This window comes from Desulfosporosinus lacus DSM 15449, assembly GCF_900129935.1.
Classification (GTDB): Bacteria; Bacillota; Desulfitobacteriia; order Desulfitobacteriales; family Desulfitobacteriaceae; genus Desulfosporosinus; species Desulfosporosinus lacus.
The window spans coordinates 39,440-63,079 of record NZ_FQXJ01000022.1 but is presented as its reverse complement, the minus strand read 5'-3'; the positions used below and the strand labels follow the sequence as shown (position 1 = coordinate 63,079).

General features: G+C 42.0%; 19 protein-coding genes and 1 pseudogene. 5 read left to right on the top strand and 15 right to left on the bottom strand.

The features are described 5' to 3' along the window. Positions 1 to 381 precede the first annotated feature (381 nt). From yedE to BUB11_RS22110, 5 genes are all read left to right on the top strand, one after another. Complete coding sequence (yedE, locus tag BUB11_RS22130) at positions 382 to 1,470, top strand: YedE family putative selenium transporter (RefSeq protein WP_073032329.1); 1,089 nt, start codon at positions 382 to 384, stop codon at positions 1,468 to 1,470. Next, complete coding sequence (locus BUB11_RS22125) at positions 1,448 to 1,675, top strand: sulfurtransferase TusA family protein (RefSeq protein WP_345788595.1); 228 nt, start codon at positions 1,448 to 1,450, stop codon at positions 1,673 to 1,675. Before yedE ends, BUB11_RS22125 begins: the two co-directional genes overlap by 23 nt. 7 nt (positions 1,676 to 1,682) lie before the next feature. Next, complete coding sequence (locus BUB11_RS22120) at positions 1,683 to 1,922, top strand: putative Se/S carrier protein (protein ID WP_073032326.1); 240 nt, start codon at positions 1,683 to 1,685, stop codon at positions 1,920 to 1,922. A gap of 57 nt (positions 1,923 to 1,979) precedes the next feature. Further along, positions 1,980 to 3,194: an aminotransferase class V-fold PLP-dependent enzyme gene (locus tag BUB11_RS22115; RefSeq protein WP_242947660.1), complete on the top strand. Its 1,215-nt coding sequence runs from the start codon at positions 1,980 to 1,982 to the stop codon at positions 3,192 to 3,194. A 281-nt stretch (positions 3,195 to 3,475) separates the two neighbouring features. After that, the gene (locus tag BUB11_RS22110) at positions 3,476 to 4,441 is read left to right on the top strand and encodes a GTP pyrophosphokinase (protein ID WP_345788596.1); all 966 of its coding nucleotides are present in this window, start codon (positions 3,476 to 3,478) and stop codon (positions 4,439 to 4,441) included. A gap of 340 nt (positions 4,442 to 4,781) precedes the next feature. Here BUB11_RS22110 and BUB11_RS22105 read toward each other — a convergent pair whose 3' ends face one another. The 15 genes and pseudogenes from BUB11_RS22105 to BUB11_RS22040 all read right to left on the bottom strand — a co-directional run bounded on the left by BUB11_RS22105 (position 4,782) and on the right by BUB11_RS22040 (position 23,331). Continuing rightward, on the bottom strand, positions 4,782 to 6,527 hold the full coding sequence (locus BUB11_RS22105; RefSeq protein WP_073032324.1) for a methyl-accepting chemotaxis protein: 1,746 nt from the start codon (positions 6,525 to 6,527) through the stop codon (positions 4,782 to 4,784). Between the two features lie 286 nt (positions 6,528 to 6,813). Then, positions 6,814 to 7,806: an oxidoreductase gene (locus BUB11_RS22100; protein WP_073032322.1), complete on the bottom strand. Its 993-nt coding sequence runs from the start codon at positions 7,804 to 7,806 to the stop codon at positions 6,814 to 6,816. 113 nt (positions 7,807 to 7,919) lie between these two features. Continuing rightward, on the bottom strand, positions 7,920 to 9,044 hold the full coding sequence (locus BUB11_RS22095; protein WP_073032320.1) for an aldo/keto reductase: 1,125 nt from the start codon (positions 9,042 to 9,044) through the stop codon (positions 7,920 to 7,922). A 224-nt stretch (positions 9,045 to 9,268) separates the two neighbouring features. Then, positions 9,269 to 9,460, bottom strand: a complete 192-nt coding sequence (locus BUB11_RS22090; protein ID WP_073032318.1) for a hypothetical protein — start codon at positions 9,458 to 9,460, stop codon at positions 9,269 to 9,271. A 390-nt stretch (positions 9,461 to 9,850) separates the two neighbouring features. Next, positions 9,851 to 10,432 carry a Uma2 family endonuclease gene (locus BUB11_RS22085; protein WP_073032316.1) on the bottom strand — a complete coding sequence of 194 codons (582 nt, stop codon included), beginning with the start codon at positions 10,430 to 10,432 and terminating at the stop codon, positions 9,851 to 9,853. Positions 10,433 to 10,562: 130 nt separating this feature from the next. Then, positions 10,563 to 11,477, bottom strand: a complete 915-nt coding sequence (locus tag BUB11_RS22080; RefSeq protein WP_073032314.1) for an ABC transporter permease — start codon at positions 11,475 to 11,477, stop codon at positions 10,563 to 10,565. Next, positions 11,474 to 12,541, bottom strand: coding sequence for an ABC transporter permease (locus tag BUB11_RS22075; RefSeq protein WP_345788594.1), 1,068 nt, complete (start codon positions 12,539 to 12,541; stop codon positions 11,474 to 11,476). Before BUB11_RS22075 ends, BUB11_RS22080 begins: the two co-directional genes overlap by 4 nt. After that, the gene (locus tag BUB11_RS22070; RefSeq protein ID WP_073032312.1) at positions 12,528 to 14,060 is read right to left on the bottom strand and encodes an ABC transporter ATP-binding protein; all 1,533 of its coding nucleotides are present in this window, start codon (positions 14,058 to 14,060) and stop codon (positions 12,528 to 12,530) included. The genes BUB11_RS22075 and BUB11_RS22070 overlap by 14 nt, the downstream gene beginning before the upstream one ends. Before the next feature lie 103 nt (positions 14,061 to 14,163). After that, entirely contained in the window at positions 14,164 to 14,469 is a 306-nt protein-coding gene (locus BUB11_RS27225; protein ID WP_143187691.1) for a hypothetical protein, read from the bottom strand. A gap of 32 nt (positions 14,470 to 14,501) precedes the next feature. After that, on the bottom strand, positions 14,502 to 15,524 hold the full coding sequence (locus BUB11_RS22065) for a BMP family protein (protein ID WP_073032310.1): 1,023 nt from the start codon (positions 15,522 to 15,524) through the stop codon (positions 14,502 to 14,504). A 173-nt stretch (positions 15,525 to 15,697) separates the two neighbouring features. Continuing rightward, on the bottom strand, positions 15,698 to 16,495 hold the full coding sequence (locus BUB11_RS22060; RefSeq protein WP_073032309.1) for a response regulator transcription factor: 798 nt from the start codon (positions 16,493 to 16,495) through the stop codon (positions 15,698 to 15,700). 8 nt (positions 16,496 to 16,503) lie between these two features. Beyond that, entirely contained in the window at positions 16,504 to 18,225 is a 1,722-nt protein-coding gene (locus BUB11_RS22055; protein ID WP_242947658.1) for a cache domain-containing sensor histidine kinase, read from the bottom strand. Between the two features lie 663 nt (positions 18,226 to 18,888). Continuing rightward, entirely contained in the window at positions 18,889 to 19,437 is a 549-nt protein-coding gene (locus BUB11_RS22050; protein WP_073032307.1) for a hydrolase, read from the bottom strand. A gap of 211 nt (positions 19,438 to 19,648) precedes the next feature. Beyond that, positions 19,649 to 19,717, bottom strand: a pseudogene (locus tag BUB11_RS28510) (hypothetical protein); the annotation flags it as partial. 161 nt (positions 19,718 to 19,878) lie between these two features. Further along, positions 19,879 to 23,331, bottom strand: a complete 3,453-nt coding sequence (locus tag BUB11_RS22040; protein ID WP_073032305.1) for a pyruvate carboxylase — start codon at positions 23,329 to 23,331, stop codon at positions 19,879 to 19,881. Between the last annotated feature and the right edge of the window lie 309 nt (positions 23,332 to 23,640).

Here is a 23,640-nt window from a genome sequence, read left to right as displayed (position 1 = left end):
ATATAATCTTTATCTCCTGTTATTAGAACAACAAATTCGGCTTTGAAGTGCAACATAAAGACAGCACCCTTAGACAGGTTTAACGTGTCTAAGGGTGCTGTCTTTTCAACCTCCATAGGTTGTGAATCAACAACTCTTCAAAGGAGGTGTTTAGTTTGGAAGAAAAACCCCATTACTCAGGTAGTCAAATCATACTAATTTTGCACTCTATGTTTCGTAACATCATCCCAAAATTTAGATATACTGGAATAATTGTTGATTTTTTAACATTATAATAATATTATGTTCATATATCATTATAATGTTATGTAAAAGGAGGGATAAGACAGATTTCAACGTTTAACATTCCAAACTCTGATTCTAGAAAAGGGAGGAAGAACATTGGATAGTAAAAAAGGCATTATTTTTACAGGAGCAGTTATCGGGATACTGGCAGTTGTCCTGGTTCGCTTTGGTAACCCTGTGAACATGGGAATCTGCATCGCCTGCTTTATTCGAGACACTACGGGAGCTTTGGGCTTACATCGCGCGGAAGTTGTTCAGTACATACGCCCGGAAATTATCGGGATTATCTTAGGGGCTTTTCTGATATCTTTGGCCAAAAAAGAATTTGACGTTCGAGGAGGCTCATCCCCTTTTATTCGCTTTATACTTGGTTTTGTGGTTATGATTGGTGCTTTAATGTTTTTAGGCTGTCCTCTCCGCATGGTCTTAAGACTGGGAGGCGGCGACCTTAATGCTCTATTTGGCCTGGCTGGATTTGCTTCCGGAATTGTTGTCGGCATTATTTTCTTAAAAAATGGCTTTAGTCTTAAGCGAACTTACAAACTGTCCCAACTGGAAGGTTACCTTTTCCCCCTGTTTAATGCCGGGCTTTTTATCCTGCTCTTAACAGCACCCGCTTTTATCTTCTTTAGCAGCAAAGGTCCGGGAGCCGGGCATGCGCCGGTGTGGATTGCTCTTGCTGCAGGATTGATCGTCGGGGTCTTAGTGCAAAGAACCAGATTGTGCATGGTCGGTGGTATTCGAGATGCAATTCTCTTTAAAGATACTTATTTAATTTTAGGATTTATCTCGATCATTGTTTTTGCCAGCTTAGGAAATTTATACTTTGGCTTTTATAAGCTCAGTTTTGCCGGTCAATCCGTTGCTCATGCTGATGGGGTATGGAATTTTCTAGGTATGGCTCTGGCAGGTTGGGGTTCTGTGCTTCTGGGAGGGTGCCCCTTAAGACAACTTATTCTGGCTGCCGAAGGAAATGTTGATTCCGTCATTACAGTTTTAGGAATGTCTGCCGGAGCGGCCTTTGCTCATAACTTTTCCCTTGCCGCCAGTGCTCAAGGCCCTTCCCCAAACGGAAAAATCGCAGTACTCATTGGTTTTGCTCTCTTACTTGTGATTGCTTATTTCAATTTAGAACGAGATGCCAAAGCAACTGTCCAAGGAGGTGTTAAGATTGGCGCAAATTGATACTAGAGGAATGTCCTGTCCCCAACCGGTTCTGATGACCAAAAAGGCCCTCGAAGTTAACTCGACTGAAGTCACCGTCCTGGTTGATAGTAAAACAGCGAAATCGAATGTGGAAAGATACTTGAACTTAACAGGCTACACTATTAATACTGTCGAATTGGACGGCGAAACGAATACCTTTGAAATATCAGCGAAGAAGAAGTAGTAGTACTATGACTTACATTGTGCTCTTCTACACGAACTCTTCCGCCATCAAATTCGCCAAGTTCATTAAAAGGTTTAACTATCCGGGAGAATTGATCCCTCTACCCCGCAAGTTGACTTCCAGCTGCGGCATGGGCGTAAAATTTGACTTTACCGGGAGTCTGTCCGAGATTATTTCCGGGGAAATCGAGAAGATTTATGCTGTTGAAGGGGATCGGTACCAATTAGTTTATCGTGCTAAAGAGTGAATTAATAATAGTAAGGGCTTCGTTAAACGACCAAGCCCTTACTAAAGGAATGGTGTCATGAATGGATTATACTTAGATAATGCAGCCACCTCTTTCCCTAAGGCTCCCGGGGTGGCTGAGGCTGTTGCCGGATTTCTGACCAATAACGGCTGTAATATTAACCGGGGACTTTACGCGGCATCCTTTGAAGCTGCCAATATTGTCTATGAAACACGGGAACTTCTCTGCAGCTTGTTTAATTTCCCCAAGCCTGAAAACGTAATTTTTACTAAAAATATTACGGAAAGTCTTAATGTCATCCTTAAAGGGTTGTTAAAACCGGGAGATCACGTGATTGTTTCTTCGATGGAACATAACGCAGTTATGCGGCCCCTGGCTTCACTGGCCGAAAAAGGGGTTGAACTATCAACGGTTCTCTGTAATAACAAAGGAGAACTTCCCACCGGCGACTTAGGTTTGCAAATTAGGTCTAATACAAAAGCGGTTATTATGACTCATGCTTCCAATGTCAGTGGTACGATACTGCCTTTAGAAGAAGTCGGCCGACTATGCCGGGAGCATAACTTGTTTTTCATTGTTGATTGTGCACAAACAGCCGGTTTCTTAACTATAGATTTTCAGACGCTTAAGGCGGATGCCTTGGCCTTTACAGGGCATAAAGGTCTCTTAGGCCCTCAAGGAATAGGCGGCTTTTACCTTAATGATAAATTAGCCTCTCTGATTGAACCCTTGATCGAAGGGGGAACCGGAAGCGCATCCGACAGTGTTCTCCAACCAAGCTATCTGCCCGATCGTTTTGAAGCGGGCACCTTAAACTTGCCGGGGATTTACGGGCTCAATGCCTCACTTAAATACTTAAGCGCCGAAGGGGTTCCTGCCATAAGAGAAAAAGAGCTGAGTCTTGTACAGAGGTTTATAGAAAATGTGCAAACCCTGCCGGGTATTCAGATCCTTGGCCCCGACCCAAAACAAAATCGAACAGGGATTGCCTCTCTTAACTTTTTGAATCACGATAATGCTGAAGTCAGTTATCAATTGTTTAAGGAGTTTGGGATTATGACCCGCTGCGGCCTTCATTGCGCTCCCGCAGCCCATCAGACACTTGGTACTTTCCCCCAGGGAACCATACGCTTTAGTTTCAGCCATTTTAATTCCATTCAGGATGTAGACTATGTGATTAATTCATTAAGAAGGAACTTTTTCACTTCCTCAGCTGCGATATCGCAGGCTATTGCTGCGACGCTGAATCCCACGCATACTCCTCTTTTTTAGAGATCCCTTTTTGGTTAAAGAAAATCAGGCAAGGCAAGCCGCCGTTTCATTGTGAACGGCGGCTTGCTCTTTTACAGACAAGAATTCTCAGCCTTTTATATAACAAACTAAATGTGATAACATAATAACCAGAAAGAAACTAAAGAAGCCGAAGGGAAATTTAAAATGACCAATCAAAATTCAGCCGACATCATCGCTAAATTTGATCAAGTTTATTCAGTATATTCCGATTTTACAAATGTCACCGAAAACTTGTTAAAAGGCATACTTCAGCTTAAGGCATCAACGTTCACTCCATCACTTCCCGTGTAAAAAGCCGAGAAAGCTTAAAGAGAAAGGTCAATCGGGAAGATGATAAATACACCAAGCTGGACGACATCACCGATTTAGCCGGGATTCGGATTATCACCTATTTCGCTGACCAAGTGGATCTTATCGCGGGTTTCGTGGAGGAGGAATTTGAAGTGGATCGGTCAAATTCCGTGGACAAGCGGGAATTGATTGACCCTGAGAAATTTGGCTATCTATCCCTTCACTATGTGGTCAAGCTCCCCTCCTTTAGACTTCAGCTTATCGAGTACCAACGCTTCAAAGATTGCAAGTTGGAAATTCAAGTCCGCTCTATCCTTCAACATACCTGGGCTGAAATTGAACATGACTTAGGTTATAAAAATGAACACGCCGTTCCCCGAGAAATCCGGAGAAGCTTCTCGCGACTAGCTGGATTACTGGAGTTGGCGGACGAAGAGTTTATCAAAATCCGTTCCAACCTCGCTAATTACGAGGCCGAAGTTGAAGCTCAAATCGAAAAGACCCCCACTATGGTACTTATCAATCAGGCCTCGCTTAAATCTTATGTTCAAAAATCCAAACATATCCGCAGACTCGACCAGAAGATTAGTCATATTGTCAACGCTGATTTGGAATTAAAGGATCGTTTTTTTGGCTATCTCACTACCGTCTTTACTTACCTGGGAGTTAAAACCATTGGGGAACTCGATGAAATCGTTCAAGACATCGGAGATGATCTCTTAAATTTCCCTCGCAATGGACTCAAAAACAAACAGGGCGAGAAGGTCAATTGGGGTACCTCATTATTCTACTTAGCTTATGCCATCGTCGGCCGAAGAGGTTCCCCTAAGCAAGTATCTGATTATCTTGAGTACTTCAAAATCGAAACCCCAGAAAGCCGGCAGGACCTCATCCAACAAATCATGGCAGCCTATTCTTCGAAAGGAGTGCATTAGCACGACAAACCAAAAACACAACTCTATGACAAGAGCAATTATCTTGGTAGGCGAGGACGTGTGGGGTTCCGACACAAAAATACATAAGAAATACCCGCAATCCTTGGCAGGGGCGGTTATTTCTTATATATGATCAAAAACAACGAGTGTTGCAAATGCAATCATGAGATACATCGCCTCAACCATTGAGATCATCCTACCACCCTAACCGTCCCTCGACAACCTGTTACAATTATTAGCATAATCTTCCAGGCAAAAGGATGAAACTTATCCCTGACTATTCACAGGGTTCAGGCCGCCTCATAAAACGCGTATTACTTAGTAGGAAAGAAAATAGACTTTACTTAAATTTGTTAATGGCCTGTTGTAATTCATAAGCTAAAGTAGAAAGACCTTGGCTTGCATTCGCAATTTCGATCATTGATGCTGTTTGCTCTTCAGAAGCTGCCGAAACTTGCTCTGTACTGGCGGCATTTTCTTCCGCAATACGATCTAATTTCTTTAAGATGTTAATAAGTTGATTCTCTTTCTTTTTCATACTTTGACCAGAAACATTTAAGTTTTCAATAATTTCTTTGGTCTTTTCTTCGGCTTTGGCTATTCCTTCAAAGCGCTCACTCGTAATCTTAACACTGCTTTCTTGCTTCTCAGCAATGACTGAACTTTTCCCAATGATTTCTACGGCACTTTGTGAATTCGATTGTAACTCATCTACTACGGAATTAATTTCGCTGGTCAAATTGCTAGATTGTTCTGCTAACTTCCGAATTTCTTCTGCCACAACGGAAAATCCTCTTCCGGCTTCACCAGCCCGGGCTGCTTCAATAGCTGCGTTTAGAGCTAACAAATTAGTTTGATCTGCTACATTCTGAATCTGTTTGCTCGCAGAATAAATTTTCTCTGCACTTACATTCGTTTTAATAATCCCTTCCTCTATCCGATCGGTATAATGTTCTCTTTCTCTTGTGCGCTCTATTAGGTCTGTTATAGCGATTATACCTTCGTTTTTCATTCTTTCAACTGTTTCAGCTGAATTATTTAGATCACTCAAATATTGTTGATCTAGTTCAATAATCTTACCTAACTCCGAAATCTCATTGACGCCGTTTTCTGTTTCTAAAGCCTGGGTGGTTGCACTAGATGCAATTTGTTCGATAGTTTTAGAAATTTCTTCAACAGCTCTGGCTGACTCTTGTGATATGACTGTTAGTTCTTTAGAAGTTATCGTAACCTGGTTCGTTGTTTGCAACAACCGATTCAAGATCTGTTTTTGACTGACATTTGTCGCTTTGATTGCTTGTCCGAGAATACCAAACTCATCTTTTCTATTGACCAAACCCTTGACGATTGTTTCGGTTAGTGTATTTTTGAACCTATTTTTATACAATACGACATCCGTTTGTATTTCTTCAATCTCGTTCAAGACAATGTCTGTAGGAATAACTCCCAGAAACTTACCTTTAAAAATAATCGGCATAACAACACTCGCCATTAAAATCTTCTTGCCTTTAATATTTTCCTCATAAGGCTCAGTTATTGTGATTTTGCGGGTCTTCTTTGGCACACTGTACCATGGCTGATTATAGATATCACCGAGAGTAATGACCTTAATGCCTTCATCCTCATCACGGTAAATATAGGCTGTAAAAGTACCTTTATCATAGCAATCTATATTTTGGAAACTGCTGTCTCTCTGGTCAAAAGCATTGGGTTCCCAAAAAGAACTTAAAGCCATAAATTCGTGATTTTCCATTAACAATTTTTTTTGCATATTTATAAGCATTTCACGGTCAAATTTATTACTTTGAAGAATTGCCATTATTTCGTCATTTAACTGCTCAACCAATTTTACTCCTTTTTCTAAAACCATGTAATCCCCTAGTGATCCCCGCTTCAGATATTCTATAGAGTAATCTAATAACTCGAAGGTTTTTCTTATATGTAATAAGCAAATAGTCATGAAGCCGCCGATACTAACTAAAAGTAATGGAAAAGTAAAATTGCTTTTCCTAAATATGAGCCCTAAGAGAAGCATAACCCCAGAAAATACTATAGGTACAATGTAACGTTTCAACCAATTACTCAAAAAACTCCCCCCTCTTAATCTTTCATAATTAAAAAAGAGCTCTTCATATAACCCCGTCTACCAGGGTTGAATGAAGAGCTCTATTGCCCACTATTCCTTTTTATATTTGTGTAGTTTGACGATCGAAAGTAACCTTTTCAGCTACGTTCCTTGTATACCCATGAATATCTTCGTTAGTTTATAAATTCTTTCGACATGTTTTACGAAATTCCTTCAAATGTTGAAAGTATACACTTTTAAGTGACCACCCTATTGGCAGTACAGCAGTTCTTGACCTAGGGCATTCTCATCGCAATGTTTCAATTGCCTGCTTCGCCCATTGCGAATCCTGAAGTACCGCGCGACCGACGCCGATGAGGTCAGCTTTTTCATCTAACAGCAATTTCTCAGCCGCTTGGGGTTCAGTAATGCCGCCAGTTAGAATGACTGGGATGGATACTACCTTTTTAATCGCTTCAGTCAGAGGGGAGAAATAGCCTTGCTCAGAAATTCCCGGAGATTTATAACCTAAAAAGCTACCGGAAATATCGAGAATGGTGATGCCTGCTTTCTCGAATTCTTTGGCCGCTATCTGGCTATCTTCAATCGTGATTCCGCCTTCCTTATAATCGCAAGACCCTAACCGTAAGAGTAGTGGGAAATCATTGCCCACAACAGCTTTGACTGCTGCGATAACCTCCAGATGGAGGCGAAGGCGATTATGAATAGTTCCACCATACTCATCGGTTCGCTTGTTGCTCAAGGGGGAGAAAAATTGGTTAAGTAGGTAGCCGTGGGCAGAATGGATCTCCACTCCGTCAAAACCTGCTTCCTTTACACGACGAGCAGCATCCTGAAAAGCTTGGACGATACCGGTAATTTCCTGTTTGGTAAGCTCTTTAGGGGTATTTCCATTCCAAGGATGGGGAACTGGGGAGGGAGCAACCGGAATCTCTCCAATGACTTCCTGAGTGGTGGCGCTTCCAGCGTGATTAATTTGCATCACAGCCTTTGAACCATTGCTGTGAATAACCTGGGCTAAACTTCGTAATCCTTCCACCAGATGATCATTAGCGACACAGAGTTGATTCTTGCTAGCTTTACCTTCGGAGCTTATGAAGCTGTGTTCAACTATGATGAGCGAGAAATAGCCGCCCTTCGATTTTTCTTGATAATAGTCGAGGACCGCCTTGCTTACACCACCGTCCGCTTCGGACTTGGCAGTGGCCATGGGAGGCATAATCAGACGATTATGCAGGGTCAACGAGCCCGCGTGCAATGTATCTAGTAAATGAGCCATAAAAAACCCTCCTTAAATTTCAAACTTCATTCCCATTGAGAAGGCCTATCCTATCTGATCTCCTATACGATAATACGATTGATACATTTTTATAATTTCGACTGCAACGGGAATTAATGTGAATGATTAGTGTTCATTAATTCAGTATGAACTGTTTTCAATAATTCTGGAATTTCTAAAGTCTGAGGGCAATTTTCTGTGCAAATTCCACAAGACACACATTGATCCGCGCCGGTACCTGCAGGTACCAAATTACTTTGATATACAATTGCGTCTATTACATGTGATTTCATAAGCTGTTGGCTGTTATATAGCTTAAATATTTCAGGAATTGCTACACCTTGTGGGCAGGGCATACAGTATCTACAACCAGTACAGCCAATGCTGTTTTTGGCTTCATAAGCCTCACGAATCTTTTCAATCAAATTCAAGTCCTCTTCTGACATAACATTTGGAGCTGCATCTTCAAAAATTTTCAGATTATCCTTTAATTGCTGTAGAGTGCTTGTACCGCTCAAAATTACGGATACTTCTGGCATGTTGTAAAGCCACCTAAAACACCATTCTACCAAAGAACGCTTTTCTGGATATTGATTAATTAAATCCTGTGCTTCCTTTGGAACAGTATTTAGGATATAACCCCCTCTAAGCGGTTCCATTATAACTGTAGCTAAGCCTTTATTGGCAGCATATTTTAGGCCTTCGAGACCCACTTGTTGTTTCACATCCAGTATATTAAGCTGAATTTGAGCCATCTCCCATTCATAGCTGTCAACAATTTCTTTAAATGCCTCTAAGGTATTGTGAATAGAAAAAGCTTTATGAGCTATTTTCCCCTTTTCAATCATTTTATCTAAGAAAGTCAGACCATCAAATTTCTTAACCTTCTCCCAATGACCATGATTCATATTATGCAGAAGATACACATCAATATGATCTGTTCCAAGTCGTATTAACTCTTCATCCAGATACTTTTCGAAGTCATTATAGTTCTCGATATTCCAAATAGGGCTTTTAGTCGCTAAATAAATTTTATTTCTATAGCCATCTTTTAAAGCTTTTCCTGTTATGATCTCGCTATCTTTGTAAACAAATGCGGTATCAAGGTAATTCACTCCATTATCGATAGCGTAACGTACCATTTCAATAGCTTCTTTTTCATCAGAAGGAAACCGCATGCAACCAAGTCCAAATCTAGATACTTTCATCCCTGTTTTCCCATATTGTACGTATTCCATCTTTTCAACTTCTTTCCATTTTATTATGTGTATTCGTTTTGAAAATTTATCTGCCGTCATATCCTGACCAAGTATGCAAGACATGCTTTGCAAATCATGTCATTTTTCTTTTAGTTAGTATATCTCCACTTTCCCAGAATTTTAAAAACTCCTGTTAAGATAGTTTGATTGTACATCTTAGAGTTGACTCGAAGTCAACAATTTATTTGTTTCCTAATTGTTTCCTAATTGTTTCCTAATTGTTTCCTAATAACTACATAACTACCCAATTTAACAACCTGAAGTAATTCTTCATAATACTCCAGAAAAATTCTTTCATTTGTATAGTCCTTCAATAAAGCTTTATCATATTCGTAGGTTCCGTTAACCCAGTGGACACCAACTTTGTCTTTCCCAATATAGTGAATAGCTGCCATTACTACATCAAATTTTTCCTTTACAATTTTCTCAAATTCTTTTGGGTAAACGTATGGCTCTCCAAATTCAATTCCTGATAAAACATAGGTTTTATCTCCAACCTTTTCTCTAGTGCGCTCACCGAACGTTAGCCCAAATTAGAAGTATAAGAAATAACCTCACCTTGTGAACGGTAGCTTACTCTTTTACAGACAAGAATTAACTCCCATATAACCCTATATAAAATGCCTATTCCAAATTGGCCTGCGCAGGCTATTTTAGAATAGGCATAACTTATCTTATTTCAAAATGGCCTGGGTTCTGACCTTGGCGTATTGGGCTTTTCCAAGGCCCTACGCGCTACGCCAACTGCTGCCGCTCCCTGTTCAATAAGCAATATCAAAGTTTATTTACAAAGCAGCAAAAACCGGATTAAGATCAATTATCAAGTCAGGTAAAGCGCTCACGGTTATTTTTTCTTCATCTGAATAAACATCTGGCCGTCCATAGCGCTTATTCTTCTGTAAGGTAAATACGCTCACGAACTTACCATCTGGTTCAATGATCCAATACTCTTTAACCCCGGCCTTTTCAAATTTATTAAACTTCAAAAGCTTATCTTTCCTTGCCGTTGAAGGAGATGATATTTCCATAATTAGGGTGGGAGTACCATAATACCCAGTACCTTTTAAACCAGCATGATCACAAATGACGATAAGATCAGGCTGACATACAAACGTTGTTTCTTCGTCTTCTTCATTTAATTCAGGTATCCTTAAATCGAAAGGCGAAGCAAAAATTCTACAGGGCTTATTCCGTAAGTATTCACCAAATTGCAGCACAAGTTCACTGGATATGGCTTGATGCTGCCATGTAGGAGCAGATTGCATATAGGGCACGCCATCAATTATTTCCCATCTTTCTCCATCATTCCAGGTAAGATAATCTGCATAGGTATATTTTTTATCACTACCATGCGGAAATATTGACATTAAAACTCGCCCCCATAAGATCAACTATTCGATTATCTAAATAATTTTAAGCATTACCATATTATAACACATCATCAGTGGAGCCTCAAAGAGCAGTCTGTTCAGAATGGAGTTTAGACTCACCGGGGAGTTAATTCTCTTTGACATAAGGAACTCCCAATTTAGCAGGTACACTAAAGGATTTTCTGGAAATTGTTAAAACAATCGTCATAATATAGGGCAGAGCAATAAATAATTCATTGGGAAATAAGGCACTGTTTCCTGTCGACTGCATATAAATTGCAATTGCTTCGGCAAATCCGAAAGCCAGGGTACCAATAACTGCTCCTTTGGGATTCCAATTGCCTAAGAAGCAAATGGCAAAAGCAATCCAACCACGACCACCAATAATATTCGTCGTAAACATGCCCAGAAAACCAATGGAATAAAAAGCACCGGCTACTCCGCCCATAACCCCAGCTAAAAGCACCGTAAGAAAGCGAACCCTAAGAACATTGATACCTGCCACATCCACCGCTTCAGGATTTTCCCCGGCGGACCGGATGGTTAAACCGATAGAAGTTTTATAGAGCATGAAATAGGAGAGAGGCGCCAACACATAGATAATGTAGGTCAATATGTTTTGATTAAACAGGATTGGCCCAAGCAGCGGAATTTCTGAAAGCAGGGGAATGGGAATCGTTGCTAAAGGATTAACGGTTAGCGGAGTTATAGGAACTCCAAAAATGACCCGGTACAAAAATGAACAAAGGCCTACTACCAAAAGATTGATGGCCACCCCGGTCACCACTTGATGCTGCTTTAAATAGATGCAGATCCAGCCATATAAACTTGCCACCAATAAACCGGCCAGCATGGCCGCTAAAAATCCTACGATCAAACTGCCGCTTAAATACCCTCCCACAAAACCGGCCCAGGCTCCCATTAAAAAGATCCCTTCAATCGCCGTTACCATCATCCCTGTTCGTTCGGCAATGACTTCTGCTAGAGCTCCAAAAAGCAATGGCGTCCCCATCATAATTGTTGCACTTAACAAATAGATCATTTTGCCACCGCCTTTTGTAATTTGCGTTTTTCCCGGTTATTTTCCAACCAGGTCCGAACAAAATACGAGAGAATGACAAACACCATCACAAAGCCTTGCATCAATTCAATGATACTTGAGGGAATCCCTGACATCTGCCCCATAATAGTACCGCCAACCTTCAAGGCACCAAATAAAATAGCGGCAAAAATTATGCCTATGGGGTTGCCATTGGCTAAGATTGCAATTCCAATCCCAGCTGCTCCAAGGTCCGGATTAAAGCCCTGAACCAGCATATGCTGCACCCCGTTAACTTCCGTAAATCCGGCCACTCCGGCTAAGGCTCCACTGATAAAAAACGCCAGCATATAAAGTTTCTTGGCATTGATGCCTGACATTTCCGCAGCTCCCGCATTATACCCGACGGCCCGGATGCGATAACCCAGCGGGGTCTTGTAAAGCAGAACCCAAACCCCAACACAAGCCAGCACTGCCAAAACAAAACCAATGTGCAGCCTGGTACCGGGGATGATACGAGGCAGCCAGACAGAGGCAGCCAGCGCATCCGTTTGAGGGTATTCAGCTTTCCCTTCTATGAGAAAGGTTCGCAGCAAATAATTCATAATGGCCAAAGCCACATAGGTGGACATCATACTCACTAAAAATTCATTGGAATTGTACCTGGCCTTGACAAAACCGATAAATGCCCCCCAGAGGCCGCCGCCAACAATGGTTAGAAGCAAGGTAATAATCAGGACCAGCCAACCGGGCAGGATGTTCTGAAGCAACAAGGATCCAGCGGCGGCAATTACCGCACCAATGTAAAACTGCCCCTGGGCACCGATATTGTATAAATTAGCTTTGTAGGTAAAAGCAAAGGCTAAAGCAGTGAACATTAAGGGGGTTGCTTTCACAAAGATGTCAGCAAAGGTATAGCCGTCGCGCACCACCGAGGTGATTAATACGCTATAGGCGTTAACAGGATTTTTGCCCAAAAAAAGTAGCATCAACCCACTGGCAACGAGTCCTAAGACAATGGCCAGGATATTGGTAATCAGGAGATCTCTTAGCTTAGCCTGCATCATTGCTCACCTCTCCTTCGCGAAATCCTGCCATTAACAGACCAATCTTTTCCGTGGTAAGCTCCGCACTGTTAAATACCCCTTGTATTTCCCCCTTATACAAGATCGCAATCCTGTCAGAAAGGGCAAAAATCTCCGAAAGCTCAGTGGAAACCAGTAAAACACTTTTTCCTTTGGCACGTTCCTTAAGAATAACTTGGTGAATGTGGTTAACCGCACCCAGATCTAACCCTCTGGTCGGTTGATCGAAGACGATGACCTTCTCTCCATTATCCACTTCCCGGGCTAAAACCACTTTTTGTTGATTGCCCCCTGATAAACCACGGGCAATGGTCTCCGGTGAAGGAGCCTTAATTGAATAGTCCCGGATCTCCTGTAAGGCGTATTGATTAAGCTTTTTCTTGTCAATAAACCCACGCTTTTGCCATTTTTTATCGTAACTACTCTTCAGCAGCATATTCTCGGCAATGGACATATCCATAATCATGCCATCACTGCTTCTGTCCGCAGGAACATAGCCAATTCCCAAGTCAATCCTGGCTCTGATTTTTCGTTCAGTAATATCCTCCCCATCCACCAAGACTCTTCCCTTTGTCGGCAAAATAGCACCACACACTATTTCACAGAGTTCCCGCTGGCCATTGCCGCTAACCCCTGCAATCCCCAGAATTTCTCCTTTGTGCAAGGTCAAAGAAATATCCTTCAAGGCCGGAACCCCGGTTTTCTCCTGCAGGGTAACTTGTTTAATTTCCAAGCGAACTTCCTGATCAAGAGATTCCTGCCGGTCATCTTTAGTTACCCAATTTAAATCTCGGCCGATCATCAATTTAGATAATTCCAGTTCATTGGTCTCAGCCCGTTTTATATCTCCATAGACCCTTCCTGCCCTCATGACAATAATCCGATCCGCAACACTCATGACCTCTTTTAACTTGTGGGTGATAAAAATAACCGAATTACCTTGGGCGGTAAAATCTCTGACAAAGCCCATGAGGTTTTCAGCCTCTTGAGGGGTGAGAACTGCCGTTGGTTCATCCATGATTAAAAGATTGGTTTTTTGATACAGGGCCTTTAAAATTTCGACTTTTTGTTGAACACCCACGGCCAAGTCGCGGATATAGTCATTAGGATTAAGCTCAAAGCCATAAAGCTCAGCCAGCTTTTTGATTTCTTCCCGGAACAATTTATAATCAATTACTCCCTGGACATTACCCAGGATAATATTTTCGGTCACAGTGTGAGCAGGCACCAGAGAAAAATGCTGTTGGATCATGGAAATCCCCAGCTCCATGGCCTCCTTGGGCGAATCTATTTTTATCTCTTTCCCATCTTTAAATAGCTTCCCTTCGTCAGCCTTATATAGTCCGTAGAGGATCTTCATAATCGTACTTTTACCCGCTCCGTTTTCTCCCAACAAAGCTAAAACTTCACCTCTTTGAATGGAAAAGGAAACATCTTGATTAGCAATAACTTTGGCAAAGTATTTACTGATCCCCCTAAGTTCAAAAAAAGCTGTCCCCACAATTTCACCACCTATTCAAAAAAATAGAGGCACCTCTCGGAACCGCTATTTTTTGCTTTATTCATTTTATCCCTAAGTCTTTATAACTAAAACCACTTCTACCCTACTCTGAAAAAAGACTCCAAAGACATGCTGAAGTATCCCGAGACCCGCAAGAAGGGCAGATTCGTCCACAGGAGCGAACCCATTGCATGGAGAGGCATTTAAGCCCATAAGCGGCTGCGGGGATTGCGAAGCCATGGTTAACATCAGGTACTACCCGGAGGTTTGGCGTAGCTCCCGTAGCCGTGAGTGGGCGAGCCTCGGAATGCTGCGGTGACGAAGACACTGTCTTCGCACGAATTAGCTTTCTTGCAGGATGTGGCGAAACTGCCCGACCCGCTTGACCCGAAAGAGCGCCCATTTTCATTCATCAGTGGTGCCGCATAGCAGCATAAGGGTCTATTTATTGACAAACATAGCGTTAAAATCAACTTCACCTTTTTTGGCTTTCTCCATACCTGCAGCTACTTTGTCTTGAACATCTTTACTGATGTTGGCTGTATAGACCGGCTTAAAGATATTCTCCGCAATTCCTGCTTCATGGACTTTGTTGCCATCTAAACTGCCATCCAGATATTTTTGAATAGCCCAGACATAAAAGGTTTCAAAATCAAACACCACAGAACTGACTACTGTATTGGGATCAATGGTTGTCTGATCTCCCGAGAAACCGATGAACTTAACCCCTTTTTCTTTGGTAGCCTGGATAGAGCCTAAGCCAACCTGATTGGCATAAACAAACATCACATCGGCGCCATTATCAATCATTGTAGCGGCCATTTGTTTGCCTAAAGCTACATCATCCCAGCTGTTAGCATAGGCACGAACTGCTTTGGCACCTGAAATTCCGCGCTCTTTGGCGAGATCCACAGCAACCTTTTCATAGACATCCAGCAAATGCTCCATAGCCTTATTGGGGAAACCGCCAATTGTGGCAAACTGACCGTTTTTGCTGACTTCTCCAGCCATTAAGGCAGCTATATAACTTGCCTCATATTCTTTGGGGAAAATCGGAGCGACATTTGAACCCTTACTAACCATACCATTGACAACACAAAAGGTTGTTTTCGGGTAGCTCTCCGCAACCTTATTGGCTGCTTCATCAAATTGAGTACCTGCTGCCATAATCAGGTTATACCCGCGCTCGGCATAATTTCTAAAGGTAGACTCATAATCAGCCGCCTGTACGTTTTCCACGTATTCCATTTTTGTGCCCAGAGTTGCATTGGACTTAACCAGCCCGGCGTAGTTTGTGGCATTCCAGCTTTGATCGTTAATAGGACCGGGTAATATCAGAACCATTTTGTAATCGCTTGCACCTTTTTTACCTGAATCTACTGTGGTGGTGCCACATGCTGTCAGCAAAAACAACATTAAGACGGCCAAGACAGCTGCTGTCAATTTGGATCTTTTCTTAATCATTTCTCTTACCCCCCAATATAATCTAGTTGCCTGCCAAAGGATTAGGATCAGCCCTTCAAATCTTAGCCTAATTGTAACAAAAATAAGCCGCTCTGATAGTAACGGTCATGTCGAGTTTCTAGCACTATCTTGCTGCAGTACACCAGCCCTTGTCACTTTCTTAACATTTAGCACTATTTTGCTTTAAGGCTGTTTTTTCTCCGCTCATCCTCCGGAGTAATTCCCATATACTTCTTGTAAAGTCTGGAGAAATAACTTGGGTTCTGGTACCCTACCCTATAGGCTATATCTGTAATTTTAAAATCTGTATTGATTAATAGTTTTCGCGCTTGGGTCAGTCGATAATTAATCAGGTAAATACTAAAGTTTTCGCCGGTTACCTCTTTAAACAAGCGGCTAAAATACTCAGGAGACCTATACACCTGGCCGGCAACATCCGCCAGGGAAATGGCTTTGTCGAAATGTTCATGAATATACATTAAGGCCTTTTCAATAAATTGGTTGTTGGTATCAATATGCTCACCGGAATACTCTATCAAGGTTTTTTGGGCCGCACGTTCTAACTGATCCGCAATTTTTGGTCTGTCATATTGGGTATAACGATCCTCTTCAATCTTAGCCAGTATTTCAATTAATTCCGAGCTTCGTAATTCAGACTTTAAGATGTATTCCTTAGCACCGCAGGTAATTGCTTGTTTAGCGTAGGAAAAATCAGCGTAATTTGTCAAGATAACAAATTCCGTCTGAGGCAGTACTTTCTTAATATTTTTCATCGCCGTAATTCCATCCATTTTCGGCATCCTGATATCCATGATCACCACATCAGGCTTCTCTTTCACAGCCAGCTCTTGGGCCTGCAAACCATCAGAGGCGATTCCAACAATCTTTAACTTGGTATTTCTATCTTTCAGACAATAGTTCAGCCACTCCCGAATGGGCAGTTCATCATCTGCAATGACAATTCTTAACATAATTCCTCCTAAGCATAGTGTAATTTAAGTATCACTTTAGTTCCTTCCGGATCATTCTGTTCAATGGTCAAACCATAGGCACCTCCGTAAAGAATTCTAATTCGTTCATGCACATTTAAAATTCCTACTCTGCTCATTTGAACCTCTTTATTAAAGATCTCGGTAATTTTCTCCTGGCTCATGCCGATTCCATTGTCGGAAATCGTAATATATAAATCATCATCTGCTAATTCAGCTTCCACCTTAATCACAATCAATCGATTGACCTGCAAGCCGTAAAAAATAGCATTTTCAATAATTGGCTGCAGGATAAAGGAGGGGATCTGAGCATTTAAGGTGTTTTCAGCCAGTAAAAATTCTACGAGAAAGGCGTTGGCATATCTCATCTTTTGTAGAACTACATAGTCCTCCAGGTGCTTAACCTCATCCCTTAACAGGACGAATTCATCCCCGCGGGACAGTACCCTGCGCAACAGCTTAGAAAAATGATAAAGCATTTCCTCCGCTTCTTTGTTTTTCCCCATTTCCACATAAAAGCGAATGGAGCTTAAGGTGTTATAGATAAAATGGGGGTTGATTTGAGCTCGCAAAAAATCAAGCTCCAGCAAACGTTTTTGGCGTTCATTGTTGACATTTTCTTTAAGCAAAAAATTCACCCGCTGAATCAGTTCATTAAAGGAAATGGAGATTTCCGAAAACTCCTTATAAGTACTATCCTGAATTTGAATGGAAAGATTACCATCGTTGAATTCAGTCATTTTGTTTCTGAGTAAACTTAAGGGTTCAGCAATCTTTCTTGCAACAACGCATAGTACCACACCCGTTAGTAAAGTGCATAAAATCCCAAAAGTAATTAAAAACAACTCAATTTTTTCGAGAGGGAGCAAGGCACTTGCTAAAGAAACCGACTCCACAAGGTACCAGCCGCAACCGCTGATCGGTTGAGAAATAAAGAGCTTATCCTCTTGCAAATAATAGTTATTCAGCTTGTTTTTGCTGTTAGCTTCCACAAAGCTATTCAGTTTTTCATTGATTTTGCTTTTATCTTTGTGAGAAATGATCAGCCCATCCTGGTCAACGATAAAGAAATCTTTTTCTTCATTGGTCAAGCGAATATAATTATCACCCAGTAGTTTTTCATTGACGTTTAACAAGAGCACCCCATAGTCTTGTTTGGAAATATAGTCTTCAACTTTTCTGGCTACCTGGAAATAATAATTATATCCCCCTGTGGCAGTAAAGTAAGACTTGATGGGGAAAATTCCACTACCCTGTCCATTTTCCAGAGCTTTGTCAAAGGCTGCTAAGTCAGCTTCCTGATTGGAGGACATGGAATAGGAGGTGGAATAGGTATTGCCGCGCTTATCGATCAAATGGGCGTCGATGAGCATGGCCGTACTTCGATAAGACCAGATGTAACCGGACATAATTCCTTCAATTTTCAGAAGCTGTTCCTTGTTGGCACTCTCTCCGCCTGAGCTTTTTTTCAGGGATTCAATAATACTTGTATCATAGGCAATGCGGCTGGCTAGAACTTCAACATCCTTTAATTCCTGATTGATCCTGATGGCAATCTGCTGAAGCATATTCGTGTTCAGCTGAATCACCTCTTTAAGAATCACTGATTCCGCATATTTATAGGTTGAAAAAGCCAAAAAGGCAATGAGGCATTGGAGAATAAGAAACAGCATAATGAATAACTGCAGAATTAGGCTTCTTTTTTTCATCATAATAATTTTCCTTTAACCTGGAATTCTTAGAGTAACACTACTCAAGAAACAAATTCGACAAGGCTTAGAATTACCCTGCACCCCTTGGGGAAAAGCAGTAACTATTTAGGGCTCCTTCATCTTCCATGCAATGCTGACTGGTACTGAAGTAAGTAATCCTTCCCTCTTTGGAGCCTTACCATATGTGGTTCGGTTGCATATTTTACAATCTCTGGATATAATATAAGAAAAGGACTGACGTGTTGCAAGCACGCCAACCCAGCAGATTGTCTAACCGAAGGGTTAGCCCGAATTAGAGGTTATAAGAAATAGCTGCCATCCTGTGAACTGAACCCTGTCCAACGGACAGTATTAAAAAAGCCTATCGTAGAATTTCATTGATTTACGCAATTTGGCATCTTTTTCGAGCGGTGTCAGTTTCGTTTTGAGCTGAATACGTTCATGAATGAAAGAAAATAAGCATGGCCCAGAAACGACAACGTTGTCATTCTGGGCCATGCTTTACTTCTCCCCATCCCCATATGGAACGATACTCTATTCCAACAAAAAGATAAATCATATCTCTGACTATTCACAGGCTCAGGCCGCCTCATAACGAGGCGGCCTGTTTTGTTCCTTACAACAATGTGTTGGGAGTGGACTGTGGCTACGTGCATTACTCCTCTATTTTATCAGTTTAGAGAGTTCCTTGAACAGAGGTGTACCTGATTGCTTAATCAAATCAAATAATACCGTTTCTGTGTTAGTCTCTACTGCTCCCATAGATGTCATCAGGGATAATCCATTTAAGTAATTCTCCTTGGTTCTTGAACACACCGCATCACGCACTACAAAAACCTGATAACCATTGTCAAGTAAATCCCTTACCGTTTGAAAAACACAAACATGGGTTTCCGTTCCGGTAATAATGATTTTCTTTCGTCCCAGGCCCTTAAGTGCCGAAGTTACCTCACCGGTACAGCCTGAAAAGGTAGACTTTTCGTAGGTTAACGATCCCTCGAGATTGTTGCTTACCTCTGAAACGGTCTTCCCTAGGCCTTTGGGGTATTGTTCTGTGACGATGATAGGAGCACCTAATTTCTTGGCAGCGGAAATTAGTGTATTGATGTTTTGAATAACTTGTTCGCCGTATTTCATCACAGGAATTAATTTGTCTTGAATATCAATGACCAATAACACTACTTCGGACTCTTTTAAAAAATATTTGTTCAAGTTGGTACCCTCCACTCTACTTTCTTCAATAACTTCGTTGAAGTAAGTAATTCATCGATTTGCTTTATCTCGGAAATTATTGAGATATTGCCTTTTCAGGGGATGCCGGTATTCTTGAGTATCTTATTCGCCGAACTTTCTACTTTTCCTTCTACCGATCACTGAATATTTCAAAAATAATGTCAAAGGGCACCTGTCAGCACGAAACACACTAGTAAAGGAAATTACAATGGGTATGCATAACATAAGTGTACGCATACCCAGGTGGTCCAAACATTACTTCAGTTCTTTTAGTCCTTCGGTTGCCATAACTATGGCCGCCCGATCTTCCGGTCCACTGTAGGCTTCAGTGTCTATAATCCATCCCGACCGCTGTACCAAACTCTGTTTCCTTCACAAGCAATTTTCCGAACAAAGCACGAGCTAAGCTAAGGGTTGTTGCTATTCGACAACAATAAGGAGTTCTCCAGCCTTGACCTGCTGTCCTTCCTTAATATTTACCGACCTGACAACCCCTGAGATAGAACTCGTTATCCTTGTTTCCATTTTCATAGCTTCGACAACCACTAGGGTTTGATTTTGGGTTACCTGATCTCCTTCTTTTACCATTAACGTAACCACAGTCCCTGGGATAGTGGATCCAATCTCATTCTTATTGTCAGGGTCTGCCATCTCCGTCAAACTATATTCTCCGGACTGGCTAAGAATGTTGATGTCGCTCCAGTTCTTGTCCTTGATTTTGATTTCTCTTCTATTCCTGTTGACTTCAAACACCAGAGTTCTGTATCCTTCCAGATCCGGCTTTCCAATGGAGCGGAGCTTGATCATTAGACTCCTTCCTTCTGCGACCTCAGCCTCGATAATCTCTCCTTCATGTAGACCATGGAAGAACACGTCGCTCCCGAGCCTGCTCAGGTCTCCGTATTCGGCAACAATTTTCAAGAATCCTTCAAACACTTCCGGATACAAGGCATAACTCAGGATATCCTTCTTAGTTGGTTCAAACTCAAATTTATCCCTTAGGTGATTAGAGATTTTGTCAAAATCCTCATCTGGGAGCAGTTCACCCGGACGCTCAGTAATGGGTTTTTCCCCCTTCAGGACCAGCTTCTGAAGTTTCTCTGGGAAACCTCCCATGGGCTGGCCCATCATCCCCTTAAAATAAGCTACGACAGAATCAGGAAAGGTCATATGTTCTGCTTTCTCGTAAATATTTTCTGGAGTGAGGTTATTTTGGACCATAAATATGGCAAAATCTCCTACGACTTTCGAGGACGGAGTGACTTTCACGATATCCCCTAACATCTCGTTAACTGTCTTGTACATTTCCTTAATCTCGGTAAATTTATGCCCAAGCCCGAAGCTTTCCACTTGAGGCTTAAGGTTGGAGTACTGCCCTCCGGGAATCTCATACTTATAAATTTCAGCAGATCCCGATTTCAAGCCCGACTCGTATTTGCCATAAACCGGTCGTACTGCTTCCCAGTAGTCAGACACCTTTTGGATTCCTTTTAAATCAATTCCCGTGTCCCTTTCCATATTTTTAAGAGCTGCTGCGATGGAATTCAGGGCCGGTTGGCTGGTAAGTCCTGACATGCTATTAAACGCAGTGTCCACAATATCTACCCCCGCTTCCACAGCCATGAGTACGGTTGCCACCCCATTACCTGTAGTGTCGTGGGTATGAAGATGAATGGGAATACCGATCTCGTTTTTCAAGGTGCTGACCAGTTTATAGGCCGCATGAGGCTTTAAGAGGGCCGACATGTCTTTTATACACAGAATATGGGCACCGGTTTTTTCTATCTCTTTCGCAAGCTTGATATAGTAATCTAAGTTATACTTTTCCTTCTTACTGTCGAGGATGTCTCCCGTATAACAAATACAGGCTTCAGCGATCTTCCCGTTCTTTAAGACTTCCTCGATAGAAAGTTCCATGCCTCTCAGCTCATTTAGAGAGTCGAAGATTCTAAAGACATCAATGCCCGTGACTGCTGACTCTTTAATAAATTCTCTGATGACATTGTCCGGATAGTTCTTATAGCCTACCCCATTCGCTCCTCTTATGAGCATCTGGAAGAGGATATTGGGGACTCGTTTCCTCAGCAGTTCCAGCCTTGCCCATGGAGACTCTTTGAGGAATCTGTAGGCCACGTCAAAGGTTGCGCCCCCCCACATTTCAAGAGAAAATAGATCTTTGCCGTAGGCTGAAGTTGCCTTGGCAATCTTAACCATATCTTTGGTCCTGATCCTTGTCGCCATCAGCGATTGATGGGCATCCCGCATAGTCGTGTCAGTAAGCAATACCTTCTTCTGAGATTTTATCCAGTTGACAAGCCCTTCAGCACCTTGAGCATCAAGGATCTGCTTGGTCCCACTCAGATCGTTCAGACTGATACCTTCGGTTTTGGGTACCTTGGGAACGTCATAATCCTGCTTTAACCCCCTCGTCTCATTAACTACCACATTGCCGAGGAATTTCAGAAGCCGGCTTTCATCATCCGATTTCTGGGTAAGGGAGATTAAGTCAGGATTTTCCTCGATGAAACCGGTATGGCATTCTCCGTTCAGAAACTGCGGGTGATTGAGAACGTTGATCAAAAATCCCATATTGGTCTTGACCCCGGTAATCTGTGTCTCCGTTATAGATCGGATGGATTTCTTGATGGCATCCTGAAAACTCCTGGACCAGGAGATGTTCTTGACGAGGAGGCTATCATAATAGGGACTGATTTCAGCGCCATTGAATCCGCTTCCGCCGTCCAATCTGATCCCGAATCCCGAGCCCGTTTTGTAGGATTCGATCTTCCCAGTGTCAGGAGCGAAATTAGTCGCGGGATCCTCTGTCGTGATTCTGCATTGAATGGAATACCCATTGAGCATGATATCCTCCTGAGAGTTTATCCCAATCTCAGGAGAATTCAAGGCGTATCCTTGGGCGATCAGGATCTGTGCCTGGACGATATCTATTCCCGTAACCATCTCTGTAACCGTGTGCTCAACCTGGATCCGCGGATTCATTTCAATGAAATAATAATTTCCCTGGTTGTCTACCAGAAATTCAAGGGTTCCGGCGTTTCTGTATTTTACAGCCTTCGCAATCTTCAGAGCGTCCTGATAGATATTATTTCTAATTTCCTGAGGGATGGAAAAGGCAGGTGTGAACTCCACGACCTTCTGATGCCGTCTCTGGATTGAACAGTCCCTTTCAAACATGTGTACTATATTGCCATACTTGTCCCCGAGGACTTGTACTTCGATATGTTTGGGTTTTTCAATGAATTTTTCCATAAAAATATGATCAATGCCAAAGGCTTTTTTCGCCTCGCTTTTAGCGCCTAAGAAGCCAGACTCCAGCTCACTTTCGTCTCTGACGATCCGCATTCCCCTTCCGCCGCCTCCGGCAGTCGCCTTAAGCATCAGAGGATAACCGCATTCTTTCGCGTGCCTTCTTGCCTCAGCCACAGTTTTAATATCCTTCTCATAACCCGGAATAATCGGGACTCCGACTTTCTTAGCGACAATCTTTGACTTGATCTTGTCGCCCAGCGAGTCCATCATCTCTGCAGTCGGTCCAATGAATTCGATACCTTCCTGTTCGCAACGTTTGGCAAATTCGGGGTTTTCTGACAAAAAGCCGTATCCTGGATGGATTGCATCTACGCCCTTTTTGATTGCCAGACTGATGATTTCCTCAATATTTAGATAAGCGTCAACAGGACTTCTTCCTTCACCGATGAGATAAGCCTCATCGGCTTTGCTTCTGAAGAGGGAGTATTTGTCTTCGTTGGAATATATCGCGACAGTCCTTACTCCCAGCTCATTACAAGCTCTAAATACCCTAATCGCGATTTCGCCTCTATTGGCTACCATCACTCTTTTAAAACTACTCATAAATTTCTTCCTCCATACTTTTTTAAACACTCGACTTTGCCAAAGGTACTTGATACCAAGGGCTTTTCTTTGTGTTAAAAACAAATTTAATGTATTTATTATACTTTATTTTTCCGTTCTTCTTGCCATATTAACAAATGTATACACGAATACTTGCCAGCATCCCGAATATTCTCTTTTTGGCACCTCGGCTGCCCCATATTAGTGTTGTCTTTTGAGTGAAGATCGAACATGACCCTAACTAAGTTTGGTTTAGCTTTAACTTTAGGCTATATTTAAGAACTGTGTTGATAAAGGAACAATTTTAAA